We start from the raw sequence: 20,684 nt of genomic DNA, 5'->3' as shown, positions 1-20,684 counted from the left end.
AAAAGTTCAAGAATGCGCTTACCTACAGGTTCTAACTGCGATGCAGATTTAAAATAGCCATCATCTTTTGGGCCACCGCTGCTGTTTGTTCCAGCATGGCAAAATGACCACAATCGGATAACTCAATGACGTTGCTGCCAGTTTCAAACAAGGGATGAAAACTGGCCAGATGGTTAACGTACTTAACTTCCATAATCGTATCCTCTTTCCCCGCCAGAAAATAGACCGGTTGCGGGAGACGGGAGACAATCTGGGGTAAAAGATGAACTTCGCTGATAGTAGTGGTTTCCAAAAGTGACCCTAGGGCCGCTTGGTAATCGGCCCGGACAAAATCAATCACGCGCTGTTTGCCCCATTTTTTACCTAGGGTTTGCTTGACCATCATCCGCGAGAATAAAACATCAATAAAGGGAACACGGGGCAACCAAGAGGGTCTTTTCTGTAAAATCTGTCTTCCAGCCTCCCGAAATCGCTCAAATTCCTCCTTTAGATAGATGCCACCGCCGGCATTCATACAGATTACCCCTTTAATCCGTTCAGGACAGCTATCCGCGGCCCACAAAGCAACACTACCACCGAGGGAATGACCAACTAACCAAGCAGCATCGAGGTTTAAGCGGTTAAGAAGGGTAATAACGTCTTGGGAGTAGGATTCAAGGTTATAACTGCTAGGAGGACTGTTAGAGGTGATTTTTTGGGAGTCGCCAAAGCCCCGGAGATCATAGACTAGACAGGGATAATCCGGGGAGAGAATATCTACCAAAGGCTGCCAGTAGTGACGACTCAGCAGCCAACCGTGTATAAAGACTAAAACTGGTTTATCCGCTTGGGGCGAAAATAACTCGTAACTGTGGGATACTCCCGATATGTCGATGGTAGGCATATAATCAATCTCAACCTAAGTTAAACCGTTGATAGGGGTTACTAGGGAAACTTCTCGAGAAAAATGGGTGTATTTAGCCTTGTTTACAGAGCAAAATCAGGGAAGCTTAGGATATTCCCTGATAGCTGATCAATCAATGCTATAGACAATTTCAAAAGCTTCTACTTTCAGTATAAAACACTGGGGATACCTCCCTAAAATAGGATGAAAACCCTAGACCAGGATTTATCTATGAAATGCGATCGCTTTTTGACTCTTTCCCTAGTGTTAAGTCTGGGATTAGTTTTTCCCCCCTCTTTACCCGCTCAGAATCCCCCCGCTACCACCTTTCAACCCGGTCCTTGGCAGCCTGTTGCTAGGGTGAATACGAGTCGTCCCGTGGAGATTAAAATCATCAATCAAACCGATATTGACCTCAATTATGACCTATCGGCCAATATTAATTCCTCTCCCCAATTATTATCTCCCGGTACGGAGACAACCCTAAAAGGTTTGGTAATTCCAGCATATATTCTGATTAATCGGGCTAATGCGGCGGCGGATCGCTATTCTTCTAGTTTAATCTATGCCGTAGAAGTCAATGATGATAATTTAGTCACGATTACTGTCACCAAAGTTCCGGGGAGTACCCCCGGTTATACCACCTTTAACATCAATCAACAGGGTGCTATTTATATTTACTAGCTCTAGCTTAAGCTGTTATGGAGCCGCCTCGATTGTTAATTAAGTTTACGGCTCTTTCTACCTCCTTTGGCTTCAGGATTTTAAAATTCGTCTTCTTGGGTAAGAATTGTCTTAATAGTCCCTTATTATGCTCGTTTATAGCAATTCCCATAGTGGGGAGGTACAGAGTCTTAGGTTTTGAGGAGTCAGGAGTCTCCGAGTCAGGAGTTAAGATTTTGGTGTACCTCATGAGATTGGGAAACGCTATATACTCTGTAAATTCGGTGGATATTATGATGGTTCGTGAACGATTTCATCGATAAATTCTTCTCTTTCCTCTTCGGTCATGGTATCCCAATCATAGCCGCGTTCTTTCGCCACGATTCGAGCTTTGTCAATGGCGTAGTTAGACAAGGATTCCCATCGGTCCCACTGACTGAGGATGAGAATTTTATAAACTTCCCGTTGCTGTGCTTCGGGGAGTTGCTTGACTAATCCGATAACTTGTTCGTTGCTTAAGGTTAATTTCGGCATAGTCCATTTTTAATTTAATTATAACCAGCTACTTATGCCTTAATCAATATCAATTTAATATCCTTGCCATCACACCAGAACATAGGGAGGCGCTGATTACCCTTCCTTTTTATCATAAAGACTCCTTCGATTGAGTATCGCGGGATCAACAGGATTTCAAGATTCTTCATCCGCAACGGGATCGATCACGAGTGCTTTAAATTCTGAGGCAGAAATTATAGTTGTCGCTCCTAAATTATCTACTTCTTCAAAGTCTTTATCACCTGTGATCAAAAAATCAGCATCACTCGCCATAGCACAAGCTAGAAATTTAGCATCCGATCGATCTCTGGGGAAATCAATAGTGCTGTGAACATCAATTAATCTAGGAACTGTATCGAAAACCTTATACCATTCTCTTATCACTCCTTCCGACAGCTTAAACTTAGGACGGCTGACAACATCTTTATATTCAGTTAAAATAGCTTCGGAAACAATCCATTCGATTTTATTAGACTCGATCACGAATTGTATAACCGTTCTCGGCAACCTTCCTTTTAAAATTGCCGAGAGTAGAATATTCGTATCGATCACGACTTTCATTCGCCTCTCCGATAGGCTTCAATTTCTACGGCGATCTCTTCTTCGGTAATATCCTGAGTCCCGGGTAAGGATTGAGTTTTATCAAAGAGTTCTTTAACTTTTTGGCTTAAAGTCTGACGGTTTTGTTTGTCTGCTAAATTTAACAAAGCGTCTTTTAATAAATCTTCAACGCTGTTATAGTTTCCTGTCGCTAATTGAGAGTTAATTAATTGTTCTAATTCGGGATTTAAGGTAATATTCATGGTAAAATACACTCTGTAAATTCGGTGGATATTATGATGGTTCCTGAACGATATTATCGATAAATTCTTCTCTTTCGTCTTCCGTCATGGTATCCCAATCATAGCCGCGTTCTTTGGCTACGATTCTAGCTCTTTCTGCTCCTTCATTAAATACTGGTTCCAACTGTCTCCACTGACTGAGGATGAGAATTTTATAAACTTCCCGTTGCTGTGCTTCGGGGAGTTGTTTGACTAATTCGATAACTTGTTCGTTGCTTAAGGTTAAGTTCGGCATAGGTCGCTTCTAGACACCAGCATGATTAATCAGTTTAACACGTATCCCTAGCTGGCTCGTGGGTGGGGGGACTGATCGCTAACGGGAAAAGTCATGATCTAGAAATTCTTGAATCGTTAAAATTGGGATTTCTCGAAATGGATTTAAAACTAATAGATCAGAATCGCCGCTTACAATACAGGTAGCTTGACCATCGATCGCTAGTTCTAAATACTGATTATCTTTCTCATCTCTACAAACCTTGATTTGCTCTCGAATCACGACAATTTCCGCGGTTCTTTCTATCGCCGTTATAAATAGCCGCCTTTTTGCTGAGGAGGCATATCTATCGAATTTGGGACGATTGAAAACAGTTATCAATTCTAACAAAGTAGATTCGGACATTAAAAGCTTGCCGATATTTTGGGCTTTGTCTAATGCCTGACGAGCTTTGCCGTTTTTCGACAGAAGCGCGCTTACTAAAACGTTGGTATCGAGAATAAAAGAATATTCAAGGCTCATTTAGTAAAGATTCTAAAATTTCGGGGGTTAATCCTCTAGCTTCCGCCTCATCACTAATTTCGTCCATTAGTTTTCTCAAGAAATCGATATCGCTGTTAACTGGCTTTCTAATTAGCAAATCGACAAGAACCCGGACGCGTTCTTGTTCCTCCGGGGATGCGGATTGATAGACTTCTGCCGCTTCGGGACTGACTTCGATCGAAATTTTGCTCATATTATTAAGGCTCATCCTTGCTGTGCTTCGGGGAGTTGTTTGACTAATTCGATAACTTGTTCGTTGCTTAAGGTTAAGTTCGGCATAGGTCGCTTCTAGACACCAGCATGATTAATCAGTTTAACACGAGTCATTAATGGAGAGGGTTTTCGGTTCGCCTATCCCTTCCGGGCTTCGATCGGTTAGAATCGAGAAATTATCGGCCTAGAAAGTCCTTTCATCTTCCCGCTTGCCGTAAAATTATATCTTTAACTAAATGGTGATCGCTAATTAATTATCGTAGTAAAGCTTGAAAACCTGCTTGAATAAAATGAACATCTGAAGTTAAAGCGTCGGTAATTTGATTTTCTTCCATAACAATAAAAGAAAAACAATCTACTAATCCCCAGCTTTTATCAAATCTTGATTCGTAGAGCTTTAAGCCTTTTTGAAAAAGAGTAGAAGTGATAGTAACAACGAATAAATTATCGGTTTGATAGCATTGCTTGATAAAGGCAGAAACCTTAGGACGATTGTAATGACTAAGAGCATTACCAACCTCCATAAAAATGGCTTCAGTAACCCAAACTGCTGTTGCATTTTTTACATAGGGGAGGAACTGCATAGCAATTTGATGATATTGATCATGAGGATTGAGAATTGCTTGGATAAAGACCGTATCTAAAAAAAGTTTGGACTTATTCATCGCTTATATTTCTTTTGGGAGTATCATATAAATAATGATCGTGTTCCCTTGACCAATCTTCTGGAGCTTCATAGGTGCCAGCCATTTCTTCTAACAGTTCCCAAGCATTTTTATGGTTATTTTCTAGGGGATCTTCCCGAGAAATAATTTGGATGATGTAATGGGTATTGGGTTCTAATTCAATCTTTTCTTCGGGACGGAAAACCATTCCATCATAACTAACTCGTAGATTTTTTATCATAATGGATTGTTGAGAAGTAATTCGAGTACGGCCTACACAGTGCCTTAAGGCTAGTGTAACACACCCTCTCAACTATAACTACCGCACGATCGCACCCTCTTCTAGATGCCGATATTCTGCTAAAGATGGGAAAATATCAGTCCTGTAGGGTCAAGGTCGATCCTCGTGGGTGGGGAAACGGAGGGAATTTTCGGACCTGGTGACAACAGTAATCGTTTTTTCCAACCTATCGAAAAATTCGACACTATACCCCGTTTCTAATCCCTCAATTTGATGTTTTTCTACCAATGTCCCCACGTCTCCCACCGATGGTTTTTCTTCGGGAATGTCTTTTAATAAAATCACATTGGAGTAAAGTTCATAATTCATGGTTATTATTTTGATCTAAAAAGTCCAGAAAATCTTTTGCCTTTACGATCTGAATATTTTGATATTGAACCAGTGAAAGAAGATGTTTGTCTCCCGTGATAATATGGGTCGCCTTGCCAGCGATCGCACATTCTATGATCATATCGTCATCGGGATCGTTGGGAACGGCTCTCAGTGTTCCACCTATAGAAACAATGGTAGAAGCCTCACAAATTTCCTCGATGTATTTTCTAACTCGTTCTTCAGGAAATTTGATTTTTAGTAGCAGTTTTTCGGATAATTCCTGTAAAATTTCTGGACAAGTGACCGATCGAATAAGTTTGCTTTGGGCTAGGGAAAAACAACTATTCGGACTACCGCTTTTAGAAAGCGCGGCAGATATGAGAATATTTGTGTCGAAGACAACAGTATAAATCACTACTTCTCGTGAACGATTTCATCGATAAATTCTTCTCTTTCCTCTTCCGTCATTGTCTCCCAATCGTAGCCGCGTTCTGCTGCGACGATTTTTGCCTGTTGGCTTCCGTAATCGGTTATAGCTTCCATATTTCCCCACTGACGCTGGATGAGGAATCTAAATAGTTCCTGTTGCTGTGCTTCGGGGAGTTGTTTGACTAATTCGATCACTTGTTCGTTGCTTAAGGTTAAGTTCGGCATAGGTCGCTTCTAGACACTAGCATGATTAACCAGTTTAACACGAGTCCTTAGCGGGGTGGGGAACTGGAGGGAATTTTCGGCCATGGTGACAACAGTAATCGTTTTTCCCAACCTATCGGAAAACTCGACAATATACCCCGTTTCTAATCCCTCAATTTGATGTTTTTCTACTAATGTTCCCACGTCCCCCGCAGATAATCATTCTTCGGGAATATCTTGTGATAAAATCAAGCTGATATTTGTCTTATCAACTAAATCATAAGCCTGTTACTGTTTTTATGCCTTCATAAACTTATAGTGTTCGTAGATTAATCATTATCTGGATTTAATGCTAAATATTGTTTTAATCTGTTCCATACACCTAGCCTTTGAAATATTTCTTCCTGTTTGGGATATAAAAAGGAATCTTGAAATTTTTTTCCAGTTTGAGTGCTTAATCTTATCAAAAGATTATTAAAGGTTTCATTTAATAAATCATCAAGCATTTGTATTAATTTATAATCTGTAGAAAGATGTACCTGTAGCAACTCTAGTTCATCTATAGACAATATTCTCCAGTCAAACTTATTGACTCCCTCTTGGATTAATAAACTATCTAAATGTTCTCGAAACAAATGGCTATTGATAAGATATAAAGGTTCCAAAGAAACAATAACAGGTATAAAAGTATTACAATTGTGAAAACAACTAAGCTCGACCGTTTTTTTCTGACACTCTGAAATAAAGCTTGCTAGTTGTTTTAATCCTTTCGTTATTTGTACCAGACTAGAATTAATGTGATCTTCACTAGCGATAGCTTGTGCCGCTCTAGAAAAGCGTGTTGCTTTGCATTCAAAAAGGATTAAAGTTGAACCGTCTTGCAGTATCCAATCAGGAGATTTACCTTTATTGATTGGATAGAAAGTACGAATTTTTTCCTCCGAAAATAATGTTTCTGAAAATATACACTCTTTGAGAATAATTCCAACATATCTTTCAAAAACATAACCAAAATAAGATGAAAATTCTTGTTTATAGTAATTAAACATTTGATAAAAAATTCCTGATGAAATTCTCGAAGCTATTAAGTCAGGAACTGGTGCATGAATAAAGTCTTTTTCTAATATTAAAAATTGTTTATTCTGACAAGGTTTAATAAGTGGATACTGTAGCAGTGGATTGAAATTATAGGCTTTGAACCTATCATCTTCATTTTTTCTTTCTTCATATAGATTTACAAACTTTGATTTATCCGCCGAAAGTTGTAATAAAATTTTATTGATAGAATAATCGTCTGGAAGACTTAAACCTTTTTTACGGGCAACTTTAAAATAGTTTCTACTAATACTAAAATGACTAGAAGAAAAACTATATATACAAAAACCAGTATTAATAAAGTCGCTCAAAGAAACATCGCTAATTTCTTGAAATTTTTTTGCAAAATCAAATTTAGGAATATTAGGTAAGTCATTTAATTGTCTGGGTATCTCGTCGAATAGAATAACTGGACGTGCAAATTGACCAAAAATATTCGGTTGAAATGGGAACTGATGACTAACTAAACGGAGCATTAAAAAAACAGGGTTAGAATTAATAAATTCATTTTTAAGTTCTTCATCAAGAGTTATCGGATCTGCCTGTAAATATTTTAAAGTCAAATTTACCAAACATCTAAGATCGTGATATTTAATTGTTGTTTCTACTTTACTAGGAGTGCAAAATCTGATAGCAAATAAAGCCGCCCCAGCATTTAAAAAAGGTAAAAATTCTGGCGTAGTCGCATTAAGCTGTGAATGTTGATTTTTTAAACTGTGTAAAGAATATAAGGCATCTCCTAGCTTAATTTTTTTAAAAGAACTTTGAATCTGAAGTTCTAAACGATTTAGAGCTTGCAAAGAATTTATATTAGGAAGTTGATTTTTGACCATATTTTGCCGTATCTATACAATAGGGGGCTTATTCAGCCCCCATGAAACTCTAACTACCGCCAATCCTTGCCACATCGCGGGCGTTGGCTTCAAAAGCCGCATCGAGGGCAGAATCGCCGGTTAAACCGGAATCTAACGCCTCCTTAATACACTGCAACATCCGCTTATAATCCTTGGGCATTACTTTAACAAACTTGGGCAACATTTCCGACCAATTTGCTAAAACCAGGGCTGCTTTTTGACTTTGAGTGTAATCAGCATGGCGTTGAATTAACTCGCGTAAATCGTCGATTTCTTCCCCTTCTAGCGCCTCTAAAGCTACCATTTGGGTATTGCAACGAGTGGCGAAATCCCCCGACTCATCGAGGACGTAGGCGACACCACCACTCATCCCGGCGGCGAAATTGCGACCGGTAGGCCCTAAAACAACGACTTTACCCCCCGTCATATACTCACAGGCATGGTCGCCAACGGCCTCAACCACGGTATTAACCCCAGAATTGCGGACACAGAAACGTTCCCCAGCAACCCCAGAAATATACACCTCACCACTGGTTGCACCGTATAAAGCCACATTACCGATGATAATATTCTCCTGGGCTGCAAAAGTGGAACCTTTGGGCGGATAAACGATGATTTTGCCACCGCTTAAACCCTTGCCCACATAATCATTGGCATCTCCCTCTAACTCCAGTGTCACCCCTTTGGGAACAAAAGCACCGAAACTCTGCCCCGCGCTGCCCTGAAAATGGAGATGTACGGTATCTTCCGGTAAACCCTCCCAGTGACGTTTAGTGATTTCGTTGCCTAAAATCGTCCCCACCACGCGGTTAATATTTTTAATCGGTAGTGTCGCCTTGACTTTTTCGCCTTTTTCAATGGCATCTTTGCATAAATCCACTAAAACGGTTATATCCAAGCACTTATCTAAACCGTGGTCCTGGGGAATCTGACAATAACGCCCTACCTCTGCATCTACCTCCGGTTGATAGAGAATTGGAGTTAGGTCAATTCCTTTCGCTTTCCAATGTTCTACAGCCTGTTTCGGCTCTAATACATCAGTTCGCCCCACCATTTCATTTAAGGTGCGGAATCCCAATTCGGCCATAATTTCCCGCACTTCCTGGGCGATAAATTTCATGAAATTCACCGTATATTCAGGATCCCCGATGAAATTCTTCCGTAATAACGGATCCTGGGTCGCTACCCCCGCCGGACAGGTATTAAGATGACAAACCCGCATCATAATACAGCCTAACGTCACCAGTGGCGCGGTCGAAAAACCGAATTCTTCGGCCCCCAATAGCGTCGCCACCACCACATCGCGGCCGGTTTTCATCTGGCCATCGGTTTCCACCGCAATGCGACTGCGAAGATTATTTAACACCAATGTTTGATGGGTTTCTGCTAGTCCCAACTCCCAGGGTAAACCCGCGTGTTTAATCGAGGTTTGGGGTGAGGCTCCGGTCCCACCATCGAAACCAGAGATTAAAACCACGTCGGCGTGAGCTTTAGCGACTCCGGCGGCGATTGTGCCAACTCCCACCTCAGAAACCAGTTTTACGCTCACTCTGGCCGCGCGATTGGCATTTTTTAGGTCATGAATCAACTCCGCTAGGTCTTCAATCGAGTAGATATCGTGGTGGGGTGGGGGAGAGATTAAACCGACTCCGGGGGTGGAGTGACGGACTTTGGCAATCCAAGGATAGACTTTTTTACCCGGTAATTGACCGCCTTCGCCAGGTTTTGCCCCCTGGGCCATTTTTATCTGCAATTCTCGCGCTTGGGAAAGGTAAAGACTGGTGACACCAAAACGTCCGGAAGCCACCTGTTTAATGGCACTATTTTTCGAGTCTCCCTGTTCATTTGTCCAAGTGTAGCGCTCGGAATCTTCGCCGCCTTCCCCGGTGTTCGACTTGCCACCGATACGATTCATGGCAATAGCGAGGGATTCGTGGGCCTCTTTGGAAATGGACCCGTAACTCATGGCCCCGGTTTTAAAGCGTTTCATAATCGCTTCAATCGGTTCCACTTCTTCGATGGGGATACTTTCCCGGTTTTTAAAGGTTAATAGTCCCCGCAGGGTGAAGAATTTTTGATTTTGTTGGTTGACCAGTTGGGAATATTTCTTAAAGAGGTCGTATTTGCCCAATTTTACCGCTTGTTGCAGGGTATGAATGGTTTCTGGGCTAAAAAGATGGGCTTCCCCGTCCTTACGCCATTGATATTCACCGCCAATATCGAGGGTATGCACATTAACGTCCCGGTCGGGGAAAGCGTGGCCATGTCTGAGCAGGGATTCTTTGGCAATAATTTCTAAATCGGCCCCTTCAATGCGGGAAGCTGTCCAAGTAAAATAGCGATCGACTACCGATCGATTTAAGCCAATAGCCTCGAATATTTGCGCCCCACGGTAGCTTTGCAGGGTAGAAATGCCAATTTTAGAGGCCACTTTAATTACGCCCTTGGTGGCGGCTTTTATGTAGTTTTTACAGGCGGTCTGGTGGTCAACTCCTACCAATAAACCTTCCTCGATCATACTGCCGAGGGTGGCAAAGGCTAGATAGGGATTAATCGCACCGCAACCATAACCGAGGAGAAGGGCGTAGTGATGCACTTCCCGGGGTTCGCCGGATTCCAGGACAAGGCCGACTCTGGTGCGGGTTCCCTGCCGGATGAGGTGATGGTGTAAACCGGCAACCGCCAGCAGTGAGGGAATCGGGGCGTGATTTTTATCGATACCTCGATCGCTTAAAATAATAATGCTCGCGCCCGCTAAAATTGCCTCGTCCACCTCTTGACAAATTGCCTCAATTGTGCTACGCATTCCCTCGACTCCCGAAGTGGGATCGAAGAGAATGGGAATAGTCACGGTTTTAAATTCGCTATTGCCCTGTAAACGCGCTAATTGGGCGTTAGTGAGGATGGGAGAGTTAAGTTTAATCAGGTGACAGCTTTCCGGCTGCGGATCCAAAAGATTTCTCTCCGCACCGATAGTGGTGATGGGAGAGGTGATAATTTCTTCGCGAATCGAGTCAATCGGGGGGTTAGTGACTTGGGCGAATAACTGCTGAAAGTAATCATAAAGCAGTTTTGGGCGATCAGACAAGACGGCTAGGGGTGTATCGGAACCCATGGAACCCACTGCTTCCACTCCATCCCGGCCCATGGGGGCTAATAAAAGACGTAATTCTTCAAAAGTGTAGCCGAAAGCGGTTTGCTGTTGAATTAGGGAAACAGCAGTTTCCGGTGGAGCAGTTTCCACCGCCGGTAAATCGTCTAAATTGACTAAATTTTCGTTTAACCACTGGCGATAGGGATGAGCTTTGGCAATACCTTCTTTTATCTCCTCATCGGCCACGATACGACCTTCTTTCATATCCACAAGGAACATCCGGCCGGGTTGCAGACGACCTTTAAAAGCGACGCGTTCCGGTTCAATGGGTAAAACTCCCGCTTCCGATGCCATAATTACTAGGTCATCTTTGGTGACATAGTAACGGGAAGGACGTAAACCATTGCGGTCCAACACTGCTCCCATCATCGTACCATCGGTAAAAGCGATCGAGGCCGGACCATCCCAGGGTTCCATCAAACAGGAATGGTATTCATAGAAAGCTTTTTTCTCGTCACTCATCGATTCGTGGGCTGCCCAGGGTTCAGGAATCATCATCATGACAGCGTGAGGAAGAGAACGCCCCGATAAAACCATTAATTCTAGGGCATTATCAAAAATTAAGGAGTCACTACCTTCGATATTAATGACCGGCTGGATTTTTTTGATGTCTTCCCCGAATAAGGGTGAGGCAAACATCGACTGACGGGCGTGCATCCAGTTAATATTACCTCGCAGGGTATTAATTTCGCCATTGTGGGCAATATAACGGTAAGGGTGGGCGCGTTCCCAACTGGGGAAGGTATTGGTACTAAAACGGGAATGGACTAATCCTAAAGCGCTTTGAAAGTCGGGGTCGTGTAAATCGGGGAAATAGTCACCCACCTGTACCGGCATTAATTGCCCTTTATAGACAATGGTACGACTAGAAATACTGCAAGGATACCAGTAACGATTAAAGGATTGACGACTGAGGTGGGAACGCTTGCGAATAACGTATAATTTGCGTTCAAAGGCCAGATCATCGCTTAAATTGGCATCGCGTTCGATGAAAACCTGTTCGATAAAGGGTTCGGTAGATTTGGCCGAATTGCCCAAACTAGAGTTATCCGTGGGAACATCACGCCAACCGAGAACTTTTAACCCCTCTTCGGCGGCGATTTTCTCGAATTCCTGCCGACCTTTCCCGCGAATTTCGGCATCAGGGGCCGTGTAAAGCATTCCTACCCCGTATTGTCCCGCTGCCGGTAAGGTAAAACCTAGATTGCTGGTCACTTTCCGGAAAAATAGGTCAGGGATTTGGCACAAAATACCCGCTCCATCTCCGGTATTTTTTTCCGCACCGCACGCGCCACGGTGATCGAGGTTTAGTAAAATTGTTAAGGCCTGTTCAACAATATCGTGGGACTTTTTCCCCGTTTTATGAACGATAAAACCGACACCACAAGCATCATGTTCAAATTGGGGATCGTATAGTCCTTGTTTCCGTGGAGTTTGATTGTTATTCATCTTGTCTAATAGCCTAGCAGTCTGGAAGGGAAGGGCCTAGAGGGTGAGCCAGAGTAGCGATTCTAGGTATATCAATTCTGTATCCAGACTGGACCTTCGGTCTTATATCTTAAGGAAATGTTTCGATGTCACAAGGGTTCCTCTCGCTGCTTTAGGGACTTGCGTAGGAATAATATCCCAGCCAGAAAATCGCTCTGTAGAAGAACCAGACCAGCCAGATGGCACATTATCAAAGCGCAACTCCCTAACACCTCGAAGGCTCTCCCCCTACTTAGGGTGATCAGCAAACCTGAGCGCTCGGAGGGCGCAAGCATTGCGCCCCTACAGTAACGGATTTTGTCCACAATGTAGGGGCGAACTGCGTTCGCCCAAAAGGTACATTATCAAAGCGCAAGTCCCTTACCCCCCGATCGAGATCGCTTTTCCGATACAAGTTCGATCGCTCCTATAATCGAAGAAATACTCGATCGCTATCTCGATCCCGTTCGATTGATTCTTTCTGCTCTCTCCCGCCATTTTTTTGAATTTTCCGTAATTACCTCGCCCATCGATCGGGCTTTTTCCGCCGCATCCCGCGCCATTTCCAGAATTTCCTCTAGTTCCCGTTCATTTAGTCCTGTTTCTTTTCCTTCCATCACCGTAAGCCCTCCAAGCGATTTTTAACTCGAATAGAAGCGATCGATCACACATAGATAGCCTCTCGATCGATCCGCGCCTTGAGGTAAGGATTCAGGGAATCCCGATAGCGGATCACGTCCACTTCCCGTCCGAATAGGTTCTCTAGTTCGGCTTTCAGTCTGACTCTTTTAAGCAGATTGGGGGGCATATATACCACTATATCTATATCGCTCGTCGGTCGGGTTTCCTCTCTGGCTACCGAGCCGAAAATGCCGATTCGATCGATCGCGTATCGTTCCTCCAGTTCGGGTTTCAGGGTTCGTAAATGTTCCAATATCTCGTTGGCGGTGATTTTATCTACCATCTAATTTACTCCCTTTAGTTAATCGTGCGATCGATCTCTCGATCCTGATCAAAGACTAAAACGGGCTGCCACAATCGCACAACCCGTTCCCAATCAATTTAATTTTTAGTCGGTCACAATTACTTTTCCAGTTTCCGGCCTTTGCACAATAAACCCACCCCGGCAACAGAGAGTAAACCGAGAACCGTCGCTGGTTCGGGAACGGTGGTCAGGGAATAATTGGCGAGAACGAAGAGTTCAGGAAGAGTAGAACCGTAGGCACTGCCGGAAGCGAACAGGTCGGTCGTGTTACCTACAATAGCGTTAGGGGGCAAAAAGCCGAATCCATCAATACAATTCGTCGTGTTACAAGCGACAAAATCCAGTCCCGCTCCGTCTAGGGATAGCACCGCCTGACCCGTTACAACACCACCAAGAAAGCTATCGGCATAAGAACCTACGAACGGAAGAGCGGGGGCGGGAGAGCCGTTAAAGGTGGTATTACTGATAGAACTGACGAATACCCTGTTGTTATCTGGTTGCAGGGTTCCGTCAACCGTCGCAGTGATCGTTCCTGCGCTGGAGGTGTAGGAAAAGTTAAAAGTTGCGGCGCTGGCAACTGGTGCGAGGGTGGCGGTGGCTACCGTGGCGAGGGCGACGGAATAGCAAAGGGAACTTTTGAGTGGCATAGAAGACATTGTGTAGCTAAATTCCCCCGAATTTTACCCCCCCCCCCCGATTTTGTCAAGGTTTTTGTTATTTATATTTCTTATGCTTTATCTAGCTATTGATTACTCGATTGGGGATTGAGGGCGATCTCCCAGAGATGCGCGAAGGGGTGGGCTTTTCTGGGGTGCGGGGGGTTATAGTATCATCAAAGAAATACTCTAGCCGCCGATCGCTCTTGTCATTGGCCAAAGACAAACAAAATAATTAGCATTGAAATAGTTATAGTCTCCGTTTCGGTTTTCCCGTTATCCCAGTTCCCCTGATAGGATTTAATCGCTCGCTTAACTCTAGAGCTAAAGTAGAGATAGGGTTTAATTGGAGCTATGTATGGAAGCGATCGAATTTAGGACGGTTATTCATGACGGTCAAGTGAGCGTTCCCCCCCGATATTCTTCTCGATGGGAAGGTAAGATGATACGGGTGATTGTTGTGGATGACTCGGAAATCGTCCCCGATCCAAGCCAGAAAACTGAAAAAACCATGTTCGAGGCGATTTTTTTAAATACACGGGGATTTAGATTCGATCGGGACGAGGCTAATACCCGATAAAGTTTTTTTTGATAGTTTAATACTGGCCAGCGCTCTGGAAGCGGGCTGTCAAATTCTCTACAGTGAAGATTTACACGATGGTCAGCGAATCGAGAATCAATTGATGATCGTTAATCCCTTTGGTTAAGTAGGTAGGCGTTAAAAGTTGTCAGACACCCCCCTTGATAAGTAGGGTTGATTCATGAATCAACCCTACTATGAATCAACCCTAGGGACTTGCGTGAGAATAATATCCCAATCGATCGGAGGGCGCAAGCTTTGCGCCCCTACAGTAACGGATTTTGTCCACAATGTAGGGGCGAACTGCGTTCGCCCAAAAGGTACATTATCAAAGCGCAAGTCCCCTACTATGAATTAACCCTACCTTGATAAGGGGGGCAGGAGGGATCAGTCGGTCACAATTACTTTTCTAGTTTCCGTCCTTTGCACAATAAACCGACCCCGGCAACGGAGAGTAAACCGAGAACCGTCGCTGGTTCGGGAACGGTGGTCAGGGAATAATTGGCGAGAACGAAGACTCCAAAAGTAGAACCGTAGCCACCGCCGGAAGCGAAAAACTCAACCGGACCTATAAGGCCAGGGGGCAAAAAGCCGAATCCATCAATACAATTCGTCGTGTTACAAGCGACAAAATCTAGTCCCGATCCGTCTAGGGATAGCACCGCCTGACCCGTTCCAACACCAGCAAGAATGCTATCGAGATAAGAACCTATGAACGGGAGGGCAGGAGCGGGAGAGCCGTTAAAGGTGGTATTACTGATAGAACTGACGAATACCGTGTTGTTATCCAGTTGCAGGGTTCCGTCAACCGTTGCAGTGATGGTTCCTGCGCTGGAGGTGTAGGAAAAGTTAAAAGTTGCGGCGCTGGCGGATTGGGCGAGGGTGGCGGTGGCTACCGTGGCGAGGGCGACGGAATAGCAAAGGGAACTTTTGAGTGGCATAGAAGACATTGTGTAGCTAAATTCCCCAGAATTTTACCCCCCCCCGATTTTGTCAAGGTTTTTATTATTTATATTTATTATGCTTTATCTAGCTATTGATTACTGGATTGGGGATTGAGGGCGATCTCCCAGAGATGCGCGAAGGGGTGGGCTTTTCTGGGGCGCGGGGGGCGATCGGTCAAATTGACATATACTATGATTATTAGAGCGATCAATGTTTATCTAAGTTAAAGAGAACAATAAAACTAGCGATCGATGCACGTGATCAGTAAAGTTAAACTACGAGAGTTTTGGGAACGCCACTCGGACGCGGAAGACGCTCTGAGCGATTGGTATAACTTCGCTAGTAAGGCTAACTGGAAAAATTTAGTAGAGGTTCAGGGTCGCTACCCGAAAGCGGAGGCGGTGGGAAATTTTACAGTTTTTAATATCAAGGGAAACAAATACCGTTTAATCGCTGACATCAATTATTCTCGTCAAACCATTTTCGTTAAATATATTCTCAGTCACGCTGAATACAATAAGGAGAACTGGAAAAATGATCCCTACTTCTAATCCATTAACCTATGGTGATTTACTCTTGCAGTATCAACCGAAACCGATTAATAACTCCCAAGAATACGATCGATTTTTAAGCATAATTGAAGGGATGATGTCACGGGAGTTAAGCAATGACGAAGGACTATTATTCGATTTACTGGTCTTATTAGTGGAAGAATACGAGCAGAAACATTATCCGATCGCCCGAACAAATCCTACCGCTACGTTAGAATCTTTACTGCATGAATTCGATATCGATAGGGAGTGTCTTACCGATATTTTCGGCGATCGGGATAGAGTAGAATCGGTGATAGGGGGGAAACAGGCGATCGCTCCCTCTCAAGCCGAGTCTCTAGCCGAATTTTTTAATCGTTTAAGTGCGAAACTGGCGTTAAGCGCCCGTGATTTTCTCTTGTAGCCTCATTTTTCCTTCGGGGACTGAGGGGGGAAGACCATATAACAAATCCTTACTTTCTTCATAGCTTTAGATTAATTAAGATAATGTTACAAAACTTTATGAAAAAGGCGTAGTATGATAATTTACGCCAGTAAAGCGAACACAATAAGGAGCAACACCCATAATGCAGTCGGCCAAGATGTTGCTGACAGTCCCCAAAGAGTATTTAAAAGCACCGGGGGGCTTCAACCCAAACGTTACCATGTTTTTTAGTGCCTTGAGCCTAATAACCCTATCTACCTGTGGCTATTGGCTATGGTCCTGGCCGGACTTGATTTGTTTTAGTGCTAATGTCCTCGCTTTACATTTATCGGGGACAGTTATCCACGATGCCTCTCATAATTCTGCCCATAGCAATCGGGTATTTAATGCTATTTTAGGTCATGGCAGTGCTTTAATGCTCGGTTTTGCCTTTCCGGTCTTCACTAGAGTCCATTTACAGCACCACGCTCACGTTAACGATCCCGAAAATGATCCGGATCATTTTGTCTCCACTGGTGGACCGTTGTGGATGATTGCGGCCAGATTTTTTTATCATGAAATCTTCTTTTTTAAGCGGCAACTCTGGCGAAAATACGAACTGCTGGAATGGTTCCTCAGTCGTCTTTTTGTGGCTACCATAGTCATCGTCGCCTGTCAATATGGTTTTATCAGCTATGTGATGAATTTTTGGTTTGTTCCCGCTTTAGTGGTGGGAATTGCCCTCGGTTTATTTTTTGATTATCTTCCCCATCGTCCTTTCCAAGAGCGTAATCGTTGGAAAAATGCCCGAGTTTACCCAAGTCCCCTCTTAAATCTGCTGATTTTAGGGCAGAATTATCATCTCGTGCATCATCTTTGGCCGTCGATTCCCTGGTACAAATACCAACCGGCATACTATGCCACTAAACCGCTTTTAGACGCAAAAGAGTGTGAACAGTCTTTAGGTTTACTGCAAGGTAAGAATTTCTGGAGTTTTCTCTACGATGTCTTCCTCGGTATTCGCTTTCACTCCCATTCTTCTAAAACTTCTTGATCTCATTTATCGTAATGGTGAGGTACAAAGTTTTCATTTGAGGGAGTCGGTGGTCGATTTTATGAGAAACTCTCTATCTGTACTGGTTTTGTTGTCAACTTGATTTTTTGAAGGAGGATTTTATGGGTCAACATTGGGGAAAAGCCTTAATTTTAACAACAACTTTCTTGACAATTAACATCAACTATGCTAGGTCTTTAACCTTTGGTGAGGCCGTTGGTATTGGAGCGGGGGCCTTGTTAATCAACCGGGTGGTACAGGATAATAGACAACGTTATCGATTTGTGCCACCAGAGCAAGAATTTCAGCGCGGACTAGAGGACGGGTTTAACTTTGCCCGCTATGATAATCCGCGCAATTCCAGAGACTACGATGACGGTTTTATCGAGGGACGAAGACGGCGGGAGTCGGGTTGGTCCAGTCCCAACCGGAGAAACTAATTATTTGTTTGGTCTGCGTCCCACTTCGGCAGTTTCTTGAATGGAAAAGATCCTCAATTTGCCGTCGATGGGAGCGACTTTAGCCACTGCTTCTGATGCCACTATATAGTTATCACCCTCGGTGTTGGTAATATTGACTACCCGCTCGCGAGTGATAATCGCCATCTCGTCATTAGCAAGAATATCCACGTCCCAATTCTCAGAAAGAACCTCTATACTTTTGATATTTTTGTAGGATTCCTCTAAAAATATTTTATGTTCCGTGATGCCATCTAACTCAAAAATTTCGGTACTAGCATCGGTTTTAATGGTCAATTGCGAGGAAATAAACGGGGCATAGTGTTTGAGGATTAGGGCGATATTTTTATCTTTAATAGCGGTTTCAATGTCTTGAATCATTGCTTTAATTTCCGCTTCACTGATTTTTTGTCCCCCATCGCGATTACTCGATTGTTTCACTGGCACTATCGAGGGACTAGCATGGACAAAAGGGGGGGAGATGCTGGGGAGAAAGGATAAACCGAGCAATAGAACAATTAATTGGGGAGAACGCATAATTTAATAAACTTGGTAAATTCAACCCGAATCATAGCATTTTCTCGTTACCGAATAAATCCTCAAGGTGAAAGTCCCCGGTTAGGGAAGCTAAGAGAGCAAAATTCTGGCTGTGCCAAGTCTAGGTTGATCCTTTAGCTATTTTTGCCTTATATTTCCAGAATAACAGGGGTATGATCGCTAGGTTTTTCTTGTTTTCTGGGTTCTTGATCGATCAGACAATTAACGGCTTTTTCGTATAGCTGAGGAGTTAAATAAAGATGATCAATTCGCCAACCTCGGTTACGAGCAAAACCACCGCTGCGATAATCCCACCAACTATAATGTCCTGCTGCCGAGGTGAATTTTCTAAAGGCATCTTGTAAACCAATTTCTAAGACCTTTTCTAAAGCTTCTCTTTCTTTAGCTGAAGACATAATATGATTTTCTTTGCCCTTAGGATCATAAATATCTTTATCTTCTAAGGCAATATTAAAATCACCACAGATACATAATTCTTGGGGTTGAGAATTAATTATTTTATCTAGATATTTCCTAAGAGTTTCTAACCATTTAAGCTTATAAATATACTTGTCACTATCTAGGGAAGAACCATTAGGAACGTAGAGATTAATAATCCGAATATCGCCGATTACTCCAGTAATTAACCGTTTTTGTTCGTCTAGTTCTCCCGTTAAATTTTCGCCGATAATGGGACTAAATCCCACAGTGATATCGTCCAGGGGTTTCTGGCTAAAAATCGCTACACCATTATAGGCTTTTTGTCCAGAAATATAGAGATGATAACCCAAAGATTCAAAAGCTTCTCTGGGAAAATCTCGATCGATTACCTTAGTTTCTTGCAAGCATAAAACCTCAACGGGATTGAGTTGTAACCAGTTAATTACCTGCTCTTGTCGGCTGCGAATCGAGTTGACATTCCATGTGGCGATTTTCATAGCTAAAAACCGAGAATTTTTCTCACACTTCCTCAGCAAAACTACTGCGACGCACAAACTCAAAGGGACCGGCGATCGAACCCCAGACTAATTGATCGGTTTCGGGATCTAAACCGCGATCAACGCTAATTAATCCCTGTTCACTAATTTCAAAACTATTATCCAAATAAGTCATTCTATCTTTGCGAAAGATTAAACATTGTTTCCCCGGTTTCACCACCCCTTTAAAACTGTTACCTGTCCAAGTTACATTCATATCACAACCCGGCATCGGTTCTAATAGGTCTAAGCTGAGATTTTTGAGACGTTGGGGTTCTCTAGAAGCACCAAAAAAGTTAGCTTCCTCTTTAACTTTAAAGTTTTCTAGTTCAATATGGTCATCGACTACCGATAATTTAAATACTCGCAAACGATAGGGAGTATTGAGCATAAAATCGTAGGCCTGCTCTAAAAATAAACTGGTTCCCTTCAGTAATTCATCGGGTAAAGGACGCATACACACGCGAATATGGGCAAAAAAAGGCGGATTAGCAAAAGCTTGTTCTTGATTACTAAAATCCGCCGCCATCCAGCGTGCTAGGGTTTTTATGTCCGTGGAATGAGTCATAATTGTTGATATTTTAATGGTTATTAGCTAGCAGCCATTAGCTAGTTAATCGCTCTGATAAATTTTCACTGATTACTGATAACTATGCCCCGATAATTGTTATTGTGCAATTACTTTAATTTCGATATCGGCACTAACTTCGGGATGGAGTTTGACTTGTACTTTATAGACTCCCAATTGACCGATATCGGGGACGGTAATACCACGGCGATCGATTTCTAATTTAGCATTTTCTAGAATAACCGTAGCCACATCTTGACTGGTGACAGTACCGAAAATGGCCTCGTTTTCACCCACCTGTTTAGGGATGGTGTAGGGACTGAGTTTTTCGATCGCAGTTTTTCTGGTTTCCGCTTCTTGTTTTTCGGCAAGGAGACGTTGACGCTCTTTTTCTTTCCTAAATTCTGCCTGTTTAATCGCACCCTTGGTGGCTAAAACGGCCACCCCTTGGGGGATAAGGTAATTGCGCGCATAACCGGGTGCCACTTCCACCACATCGCCATTTTCACCCAATTTGCTGACTTTTTGATTGAGGATAACCTGCATTCGTTTCGCCATGATCTTGACCTAAAACAA

28 protein-coding genes and 2 pseudogenes are annotated in these 20,684 nt (G+C 43.1%); 6 read left to right on the top strand and 24 right to left on the bottom strand.

The window, feature by feature from the left end; all coding sequences use genetic code 11:
- Nucleotides 1-31 precede the first annotated feature (31 nt).
- Complete coding sequence (locus O9324_RS14660; protein ID WP_002766855.1) at nucleotides 32-883, bottom strand: alpha/beta fold hydrolase; 852 nt, start codon at nucleotides 881-883, stop codon at nucleotides 32-34.
- 231 nt (nucleotides 884-1,114) lie between these two features.
- Between O9324_RS14660 and O9324_RS14655 the strand changes: the two genes are divergently transcribed.
- On the top strand, nucleotides 1,115-1,567 hold the full coding sequence (locus tag O9324_RS14655; protein WP_002766854.1) for a hypothetical protein: 453 nt from the start codon (nucleotides 1,115-1,117) through the stop codon (nucleotides 1,565-1,567).
- 28 nt (nucleotides 1,568-1,595) lie between these two features.
- On the opposite strand, the pseudogene O9324_RS14650 reads toward O9324_RS14655, so the two are convergent.
- The 18 genes and pseudogenes from O9324_RS14650 to O9324_RS14565 all read right to left on the bottom strand — a co-directional run.
- Nucleotides 1,596-1,706, bottom strand: a pseudogene (locus O9324_RS14650) (IS30 family transposase); the annotation flags it as partial.
- 131 nt (nucleotides 1,707-1,837) lie between these two features.
- Nucleotides 1,838-2,080, bottom strand: a complete 243-nt coding sequence (locus O9324_RS14645; protein ID WP_288140551.1) for a hypothetical protein — start codon at nucleotides 2,078-2,080, stop codon at nucleotides 1,838-1,840.
- A 156-nt stretch (nucleotides 2,081-2,236) separates the two neighbouring features.
- Nucleotides 2,237-2,662, bottom strand: a complete 426-nt coding sequence (locus O9324_RS14640; RefSeq protein WP_287628581.1) for a putative toxin-antitoxin system toxin component, PIN family — start codon at nucleotides 2,660-2,662, stop codon at nucleotides 2,237-2,239.
- The gene (locus tag O9324_RS14635) at nucleotides 2,659-2,904 is read right to left on the bottom strand and encodes a ribbon-helix-helix domain-containing protein (RefSeq protein WP_288140550.1); all 246 of its coding nucleotides are present in this window, start codon (nucleotides 2,902-2,904) and stop codon (nucleotides 2,659-2,661) included. The genes O9324_RS14640 and O9324_RS14635 overlap by 4 nt, the downstream gene beginning before the upstream one ends.
- Before the next feature lie 31 nt (nucleotides 2,905-2,935).
- Nucleotides 2,936-3,178, bottom strand: a complete 243-nt coding sequence (locus O9324_RS14630; RefSeq protein ID WP_002766850.1) for a hypothetical protein — start codon at nucleotides 3,176-3,178, stop codon at nucleotides 2,936-2,938.
- A gap of 78 nt (nucleotides 3,179-3,256) precedes the next feature.
- Nucleotides 3,257-3,679, bottom strand: coding sequence for a putative toxin-antitoxin system toxin component, PIN family (locus O9324_RS14625; protein ID WP_002766849.1), 423 nt, complete (start codon nucleotides 3,677-3,679; stop codon nucleotides 3,257-3,259).
- Nucleotides 3,669-3,893, bottom strand: a complete 225-nt coding sequence (locus tag O9324_RS14620; protein WP_002748889.1) for a C2H2-type zinc finger protein — start codon at nucleotides 3,891-3,893, stop codon at nucleotides 3,669-3,671. Before O9324_RS14620 ends, O9324_RS14625 begins: the two co-directional genes overlap by 11 nt.
- 274 nt (nucleotides 3,894-4,167) lie before the next feature.
- Nucleotides 4,168-4,578, bottom strand: a complete 411-nt coding sequence (locus O9324_RS14615; RefSeq protein WP_002766847.1) for a type II toxin-antitoxin system VapC family toxin — start codon at nucleotides 4,576-4,578, stop codon at nucleotides 4,168-4,170.
- Nucleotides 4,571-4,819, bottom strand: a complete 249-nt coding sequence (locus O9324_RS14610; RefSeq protein ID WP_002738017.1) for a hypothetical protein — start codon at nucleotides 4,817-4,819, stop codon at nucleotides 4,571-4,573. Before O9324_RS14610 ends, O9324_RS14615 begins: the two co-directional genes overlap by 8 nt.
- A gap of 150 nt (nucleotides 4,820-4,969) precedes the next feature.
- Nucleotides 4,970-5,188, bottom strand: coding sequence for a DUF4926 domain-containing protein (locus O9324_RS14605; RefSeq protein WP_288140549.1), 219 nt, complete (start codon nucleotides 5,186-5,188; stop codon nucleotides 4,970-4,972).
- Complete coding sequence (locus O9324_RS14600; protein ID WP_288140548.1) at nucleotides 5,178-5,606, bottom strand: putative toxin-antitoxin system toxin component, PIN family; 429 nt, start codon at nucleotides 5,604-5,606, stop codon at nucleotides 5,178-5,180. Before O9324_RS14600 ends, O9324_RS14605 begins: the two co-directional genes overlap by 11 nt.
- Complete coding sequence (locus O9324_RS14595) at nucleotides 5,606-5,845, bottom strand: hypothetical protein (protein WP_002737993.1); 240 nt, start codon at nucleotides 5,843-5,845, stop codon at nucleotides 5,606-5,608. Before O9324_RS14595 ends, O9324_RS14600 begins: the two co-directional genes overlap by 1 nt.
- Nucleotides 5,846-5,854: 9 nt before the next feature.
- A pseudogene (locus O9324_RS14590) lies at nucleotides 5,855-6,031 on the bottom strand (DUF4926 domain-containing protein); the annotation flags it as partial.
- A 122-nt stretch (nucleotides 6,032-6,153) separates the two neighbouring features.
- Nucleotides 6,154-7,752 (bottom strand): hypothetical protein, encoded by a 1,599-nt coding sequence (locus O9324_RS14585; protein WP_288140547.1) that lies wholly within the window; start codon nucleotides 7,750-7,752, stop codon nucleotides 6,154-6,156.
- A 49-nt stretch (nucleotides 7,753-7,801) separates the two neighbouring features.
- Complete coding sequence (gene gltB / locus O9324_RS14580; protein WP_288140546.1) at nucleotides 7,802-12,376, bottom strand: glutamate synthase large subunit; 4,575 nt, start codon at nucleotides 12,374-12,376, stop codon at nucleotides 7,802-7,804.
- Nucleotides 12,377-12,846: 470 nt separating this feature from the next.
- The gene (locus O9324_RS14575; protein ID WP_016515505.1) at nucleotides 12,847-13,011 is read right to left on the bottom strand and encodes a hypothetical protein; all 165 of its coding nucleotides are present in this window, start codon (nucleotides 13,009-13,011) and stop codon (nucleotides 12,847-12,849) included.
- Nucleotides 13,012-13,058: 47 nt separating this feature from the next.
- Nucleotides 13,059-13,358: a nucleotidyltransferase family protein gene (locus O9324_RS14570; RefSeq protein ID WP_004163259.1), complete on the bottom strand. Its 300-nt coding sequence runs from the start codon at nucleotides 13,356-13,358 to the stop codon at nucleotides 13,059-13,061.
- A 119-nt stretch (nucleotides 13,359-13,477) separates the two neighbouring features.
- On the bottom strand, nucleotides 13,478-14,026 hold the full coding sequence (locus O9324_RS14565; protein ID WP_288140570.1) for a PEP-CTERM sorting domain-containing protein: 549 nt from the start codon (nucleotides 14,024-14,026) through the stop codon (nucleotides 13,478-13,480).
- Between the two features lie 367 nt (nucleotides 14,027-14,393).
- On the opposite strand from O9324_RS14565, the gene O9324_RS14560 reads away from it, so the two are divergent.
- Complete coding sequence (locus O9324_RS14560; RefSeq protein ID WP_288140545.1) at nucleotides 14,394-14,615, top strand: hypothetical protein; 222 nt, start codon at nucleotides 14,394-14,396, stop codon at nucleotides 14,613-14,615.
- 401 nt (nucleotides 14,616-15,016) lie between these two features.
- On the opposite strand, the gene O9324_RS14555 is transcribed toward O9324_RS14560, so the two are convergent.
- Entirely contained in the window at nucleotides 15,017-15,556 is a 540-nt protein-coding gene (locus tag O9324_RS14555; RefSeq protein ID WP_288140569.1) for a PEP-CTERM sorting domain-containing protein, read from the bottom strand.
- Between the two features lie 255 nt (nucleotides 15,557-15,811).
- Between O9324_RS14555 and O9324_RS14550 the strand changes: the two genes are divergently transcribed.
- From O9324_RS14550 to O9324_RS14535, 4 genes are all read left to right on the top strand, one after another.
- A complete protein-coding gene (locus O9324_RS14550) occupies nucleotides 15,812-16,111 on the top strand; it encodes a type II toxin-antitoxin system HigB family toxin (protein WP_002748876.1) in 300 nt (99 codons plus the stop codon).
- Nucleotides 16,095-16,514: a helix-turn-helix domain-containing protein gene (locus tag O9324_RS14545; RefSeq protein ID WP_288140544.1), complete on the top strand. Its 420-nt coding sequence runs from the start codon at nucleotides 16,095-16,097 to the stop codon at nucleotides 16,512-16,514. Before O9324_RS14550 ends, O9324_RS14545 begins: the two co-directional genes overlap by 17 nt.
- 163 nt (nucleotides 16,515-16,677) lie before the next feature.
- Nucleotides 16,678-17,568: a beta-carotene hydroxylase gene (gene crtR, locus O9324_RS14540; RefSeq protein WP_002766829.1), complete on the top strand. Its 891-nt coding sequence runs from the start codon at nucleotides 16,678-16,680 to the stop codon at nucleotides 17,566-17,568.
- 122 nt (nucleotides 17,569-17,690) lie between these two features.
- Nucleotides 17,691-18,008, top strand: coding sequence for a hypothetical protein (locus O9324_RS14535; RefSeq protein WP_002766827.1), 318 nt, complete (start codon nucleotides 17,691-17,693; stop codon nucleotides 18,006-18,008).
- Here the strand turns inward: O9324_RS14535 and O9324_RS14530 are convergent, their stop codons facing one another.
- From O9324_RS14530 to rplI, 4 genes are all read right to left on the bottom strand, one after another.
- On the bottom strand, nucleotides 18,009-18,563 hold the full coding sequence (locus tag O9324_RS14530; protein WP_288140543.1) for a hypothetical protein: 555 nt from the start codon (nucleotides 18,561-18,563) through the stop codon (nucleotides 18,009-18,011).
- A 149-nt stretch (nucleotides 18,564-18,712) separates the two neighbouring features.
- Nucleotides 18,713-19,501, bottom strand: coding sequence for an exodeoxyribonuclease III (gene xth / locus O9324_RS14525; RefSeq protein ID WP_288140542.1), 789 nt, complete (start codon nucleotides 19,499-19,501; stop codon nucleotides 18,713-18,715).
- Nucleotides 19,502-19,523: 22 nt separating this feature from the next.
- The gene (locus O9324_RS14520) at nucleotides 19,524-20,108 is read right to left on the bottom strand and encodes a chromophore lyase CpcT/CpeT (protein WP_002766818.1); all 585 of its coding nucleotides are present in this window, start codon (nucleotides 20,106-20,108) and stop codon (nucleotides 19,524-19,526) included.
- A gap of 99 nt (nucleotides 20,109-20,207) precedes the next feature.
- The gene (rplI, locus tag O9324_RS14515; protein WP_002737358.1) at nucleotides 20,208-20,666 is read right to left on the bottom strand and encodes a 50S ribosomal protein L9; all 459 of its coding nucleotides are present in this window, start codon (nucleotides 20,664-20,666) and stop codon (nucleotides 20,208-20,210) included.
- Nucleotides 20,667-20,684: the final 18 nt, after the last annotated feature.

The organism is Microcystis sp. LE19-84.1B, from assembly GCF_027531875.1.
GTDB classification, from domain to species: Bacteria; Cyanobacteriota; Cyanobacteriia; order Cyanobacteriales; family Microcystaceae; genus Microcystis; species Microcystis panniformis.
This window is presented reverse-complemented; position numbering and strand designations above follow the sequence as displayed.

Bases quoted from the DNA above. Each gene is read 5' to 3' on its own strand.
- O9324_RS14570 (WP_004163259.1), bottom strand. From the start codon at position 13,358: ATGGTAGATAAAATCACCGCCAACGAGATATTGGAACATTTACGAACC.
- rplI (WP_002737358.1), bottom strand. From the start codon at position 20,666: ATGGCGAAACGAATGCAGGTTATCCTCAATCAAAAAGTCAGCAAATTG.
- O9324_RS14555 (WP_288140569.1), bottom strand. From the start codon at position 15,556: ATGCCACTCAAAAGTTCCCTTTGCTATTCCGTCGCCCTCGCCACGGTA.
- O9324_RS14520 (WP_002766818.1), bottom strand. From the start codon at position 20,108: ATGACTCATTCCACGGACATAAAAACCCTAGCACGCTGGATGGCGGCG.
- O9324_RS14545 (WP_288140544.1), top strand. From the start codon at position 16,095: ATGATCCCTACTTCTAATCCATTAACCTATGGTGATTTACTCTTGCAG.
- O9324_RS14565 (WP_288140570.1), bottom strand. From the start codon at position 14,026: ATGCCACTCAAAAGTTCCCTTTGCTATTCCGTCGCCCTCGCCACGGTA.
- O9324_RS14535 (WP_002766827.1), top strand. From the start codon at position 17,691: ATGGGTCAACATTGGGGAAAAGCCTTAATTTTAACAACAACTTTCTTG.
- O9324_RS14605 (WP_288140549.1), bottom strand. From the start codon at position 5,188: ATGAATTATGAACTTTACTCCAATGTGATTTTATTAAAAGACATTCCC.
- crtR (WP_002766829.1), top strand. From the start codon at position 16,678: ATGCAGTCGGCCAAGATGTTGCTGACAGTCCCCAAAGAGTATTTAAAA.
- O9324_RS14575 (WP_016515505.1), bottom strand. From the start codon at position 13,011: ATGGAAGGAAAAGAAACAGGACTAAATGAACGGGAACTAGAGGAAATT.
- O9324_RS14620 (WP_002748889.1), bottom strand. From the start codon at position 3,893: ATGAGCAAAATTTCGATCGAAGTCAGTCCCGAAGCGGCAGAAGTCTAT.
- O9324_RS14660 (WP_002766855.1), bottom strand. From the start codon at position 883: ATGCCTACCATCGACATATCGGGAGTATCCCACAGTTACGAGTTATTT.
- O9324_RS14635 (WP_288140550.1), bottom strand. From the start codon at position 2,904: ATGAATATTACCTTAAATCCCGAATTAGAACAATTAATTAACTCTCAA.
- O9324_RS14530 (WP_288140543.1), bottom strand. From the start codon at position 18,563: ATGCGTTCTCCCCAATTAATTGTTCTATTGCTCGGTTTATCCTTTCTC.
- O9324_RS14595 (WP_002737993.1), bottom strand. From the start codon at position 5,845: ATGCCGAACTTAACCTTAAGCAACGAACAAGTGATCGAATTAGTCAAA.
- O9324_RS14645 (WP_288140551.1), bottom strand. From the start codon at position 2,080: ATGCCGAAATTAACCTTAAGCAACGAACAAGTTATCGGATTAGTCAAG.
- O9324_RS14585 (WP_288140547.1), bottom strand. From the start codon at position 7,752: ATGGTCAAAAATCAACTTCCTAATATAAATTCTTTGCAAGCTCTAAAT.
- O9324_RS14630 (WP_002766850.1), bottom strand. From the start codon at position 3,178: ATGCCGAACTTAACCTTAAGCAACGAACAAGTTATCGAATTAGTCAAA.
- O9324_RS14550 (WP_002748876.1), top strand. From the start codon at position 15,812: ATGCACGTGATCAGTAAAGTTAAACTACGAGAGTTTTGGGAACGCCAC.
- O9324_RS14560 (WP_288140545.1), top strand. From the start codon at position 14,394: ATGGAAGCGATCGAATTTAGGACGGTTATTCATGACGGTCAAGTGAGC.
- O9324_RS14640 (WP_287628581.1), bottom strand. From the start codon at position 2,662: ATGAAAGTCGTGATCGATACGAATATTCTACTCTCGGCAATTTTAAAA.
- xth (WP_288140542.1), bottom strand. From the start codon at position 19,501: ATGAAAATCGCCACATGGAATGTCAACTCGATTCGCAGCCGACAAGAG.
- O9324_RS14625 (WP_002766849.1), bottom strand. From the start codon at position 3,679: ATGAGCCTTGAATATTCTTTTATTCTCGATACCAACGTTTTAGTAAGC.
- O9324_RS14655 (WP_002766854.1), top strand. From the start codon at position 1,115: ATGAAATGCGATCGCTTTTTGACTCTTTCCCTAGTGTTAAGTCTGGGA.
- O9324_RS14610 (WP_002738017.1), bottom strand. From the start codon at position 4,819: ATGATAAAAAATCTACGAGTTAGTTATGATGGAATGGTTTTCCGTCCC.
- O9324_RS14615 (WP_002766847.1), bottom strand. From the start codon at position 4,578: ATGAATAAGTCCAAACTTTTTTTAGATACGGTCTTTATCCAAGCAATT.
- gltB (WP_288140546.1), bottom strand. From the start codon at position 12,376: ATGAATAACAATCAAACTCCACGGAAACAAGGACTATACGATCCCCAA.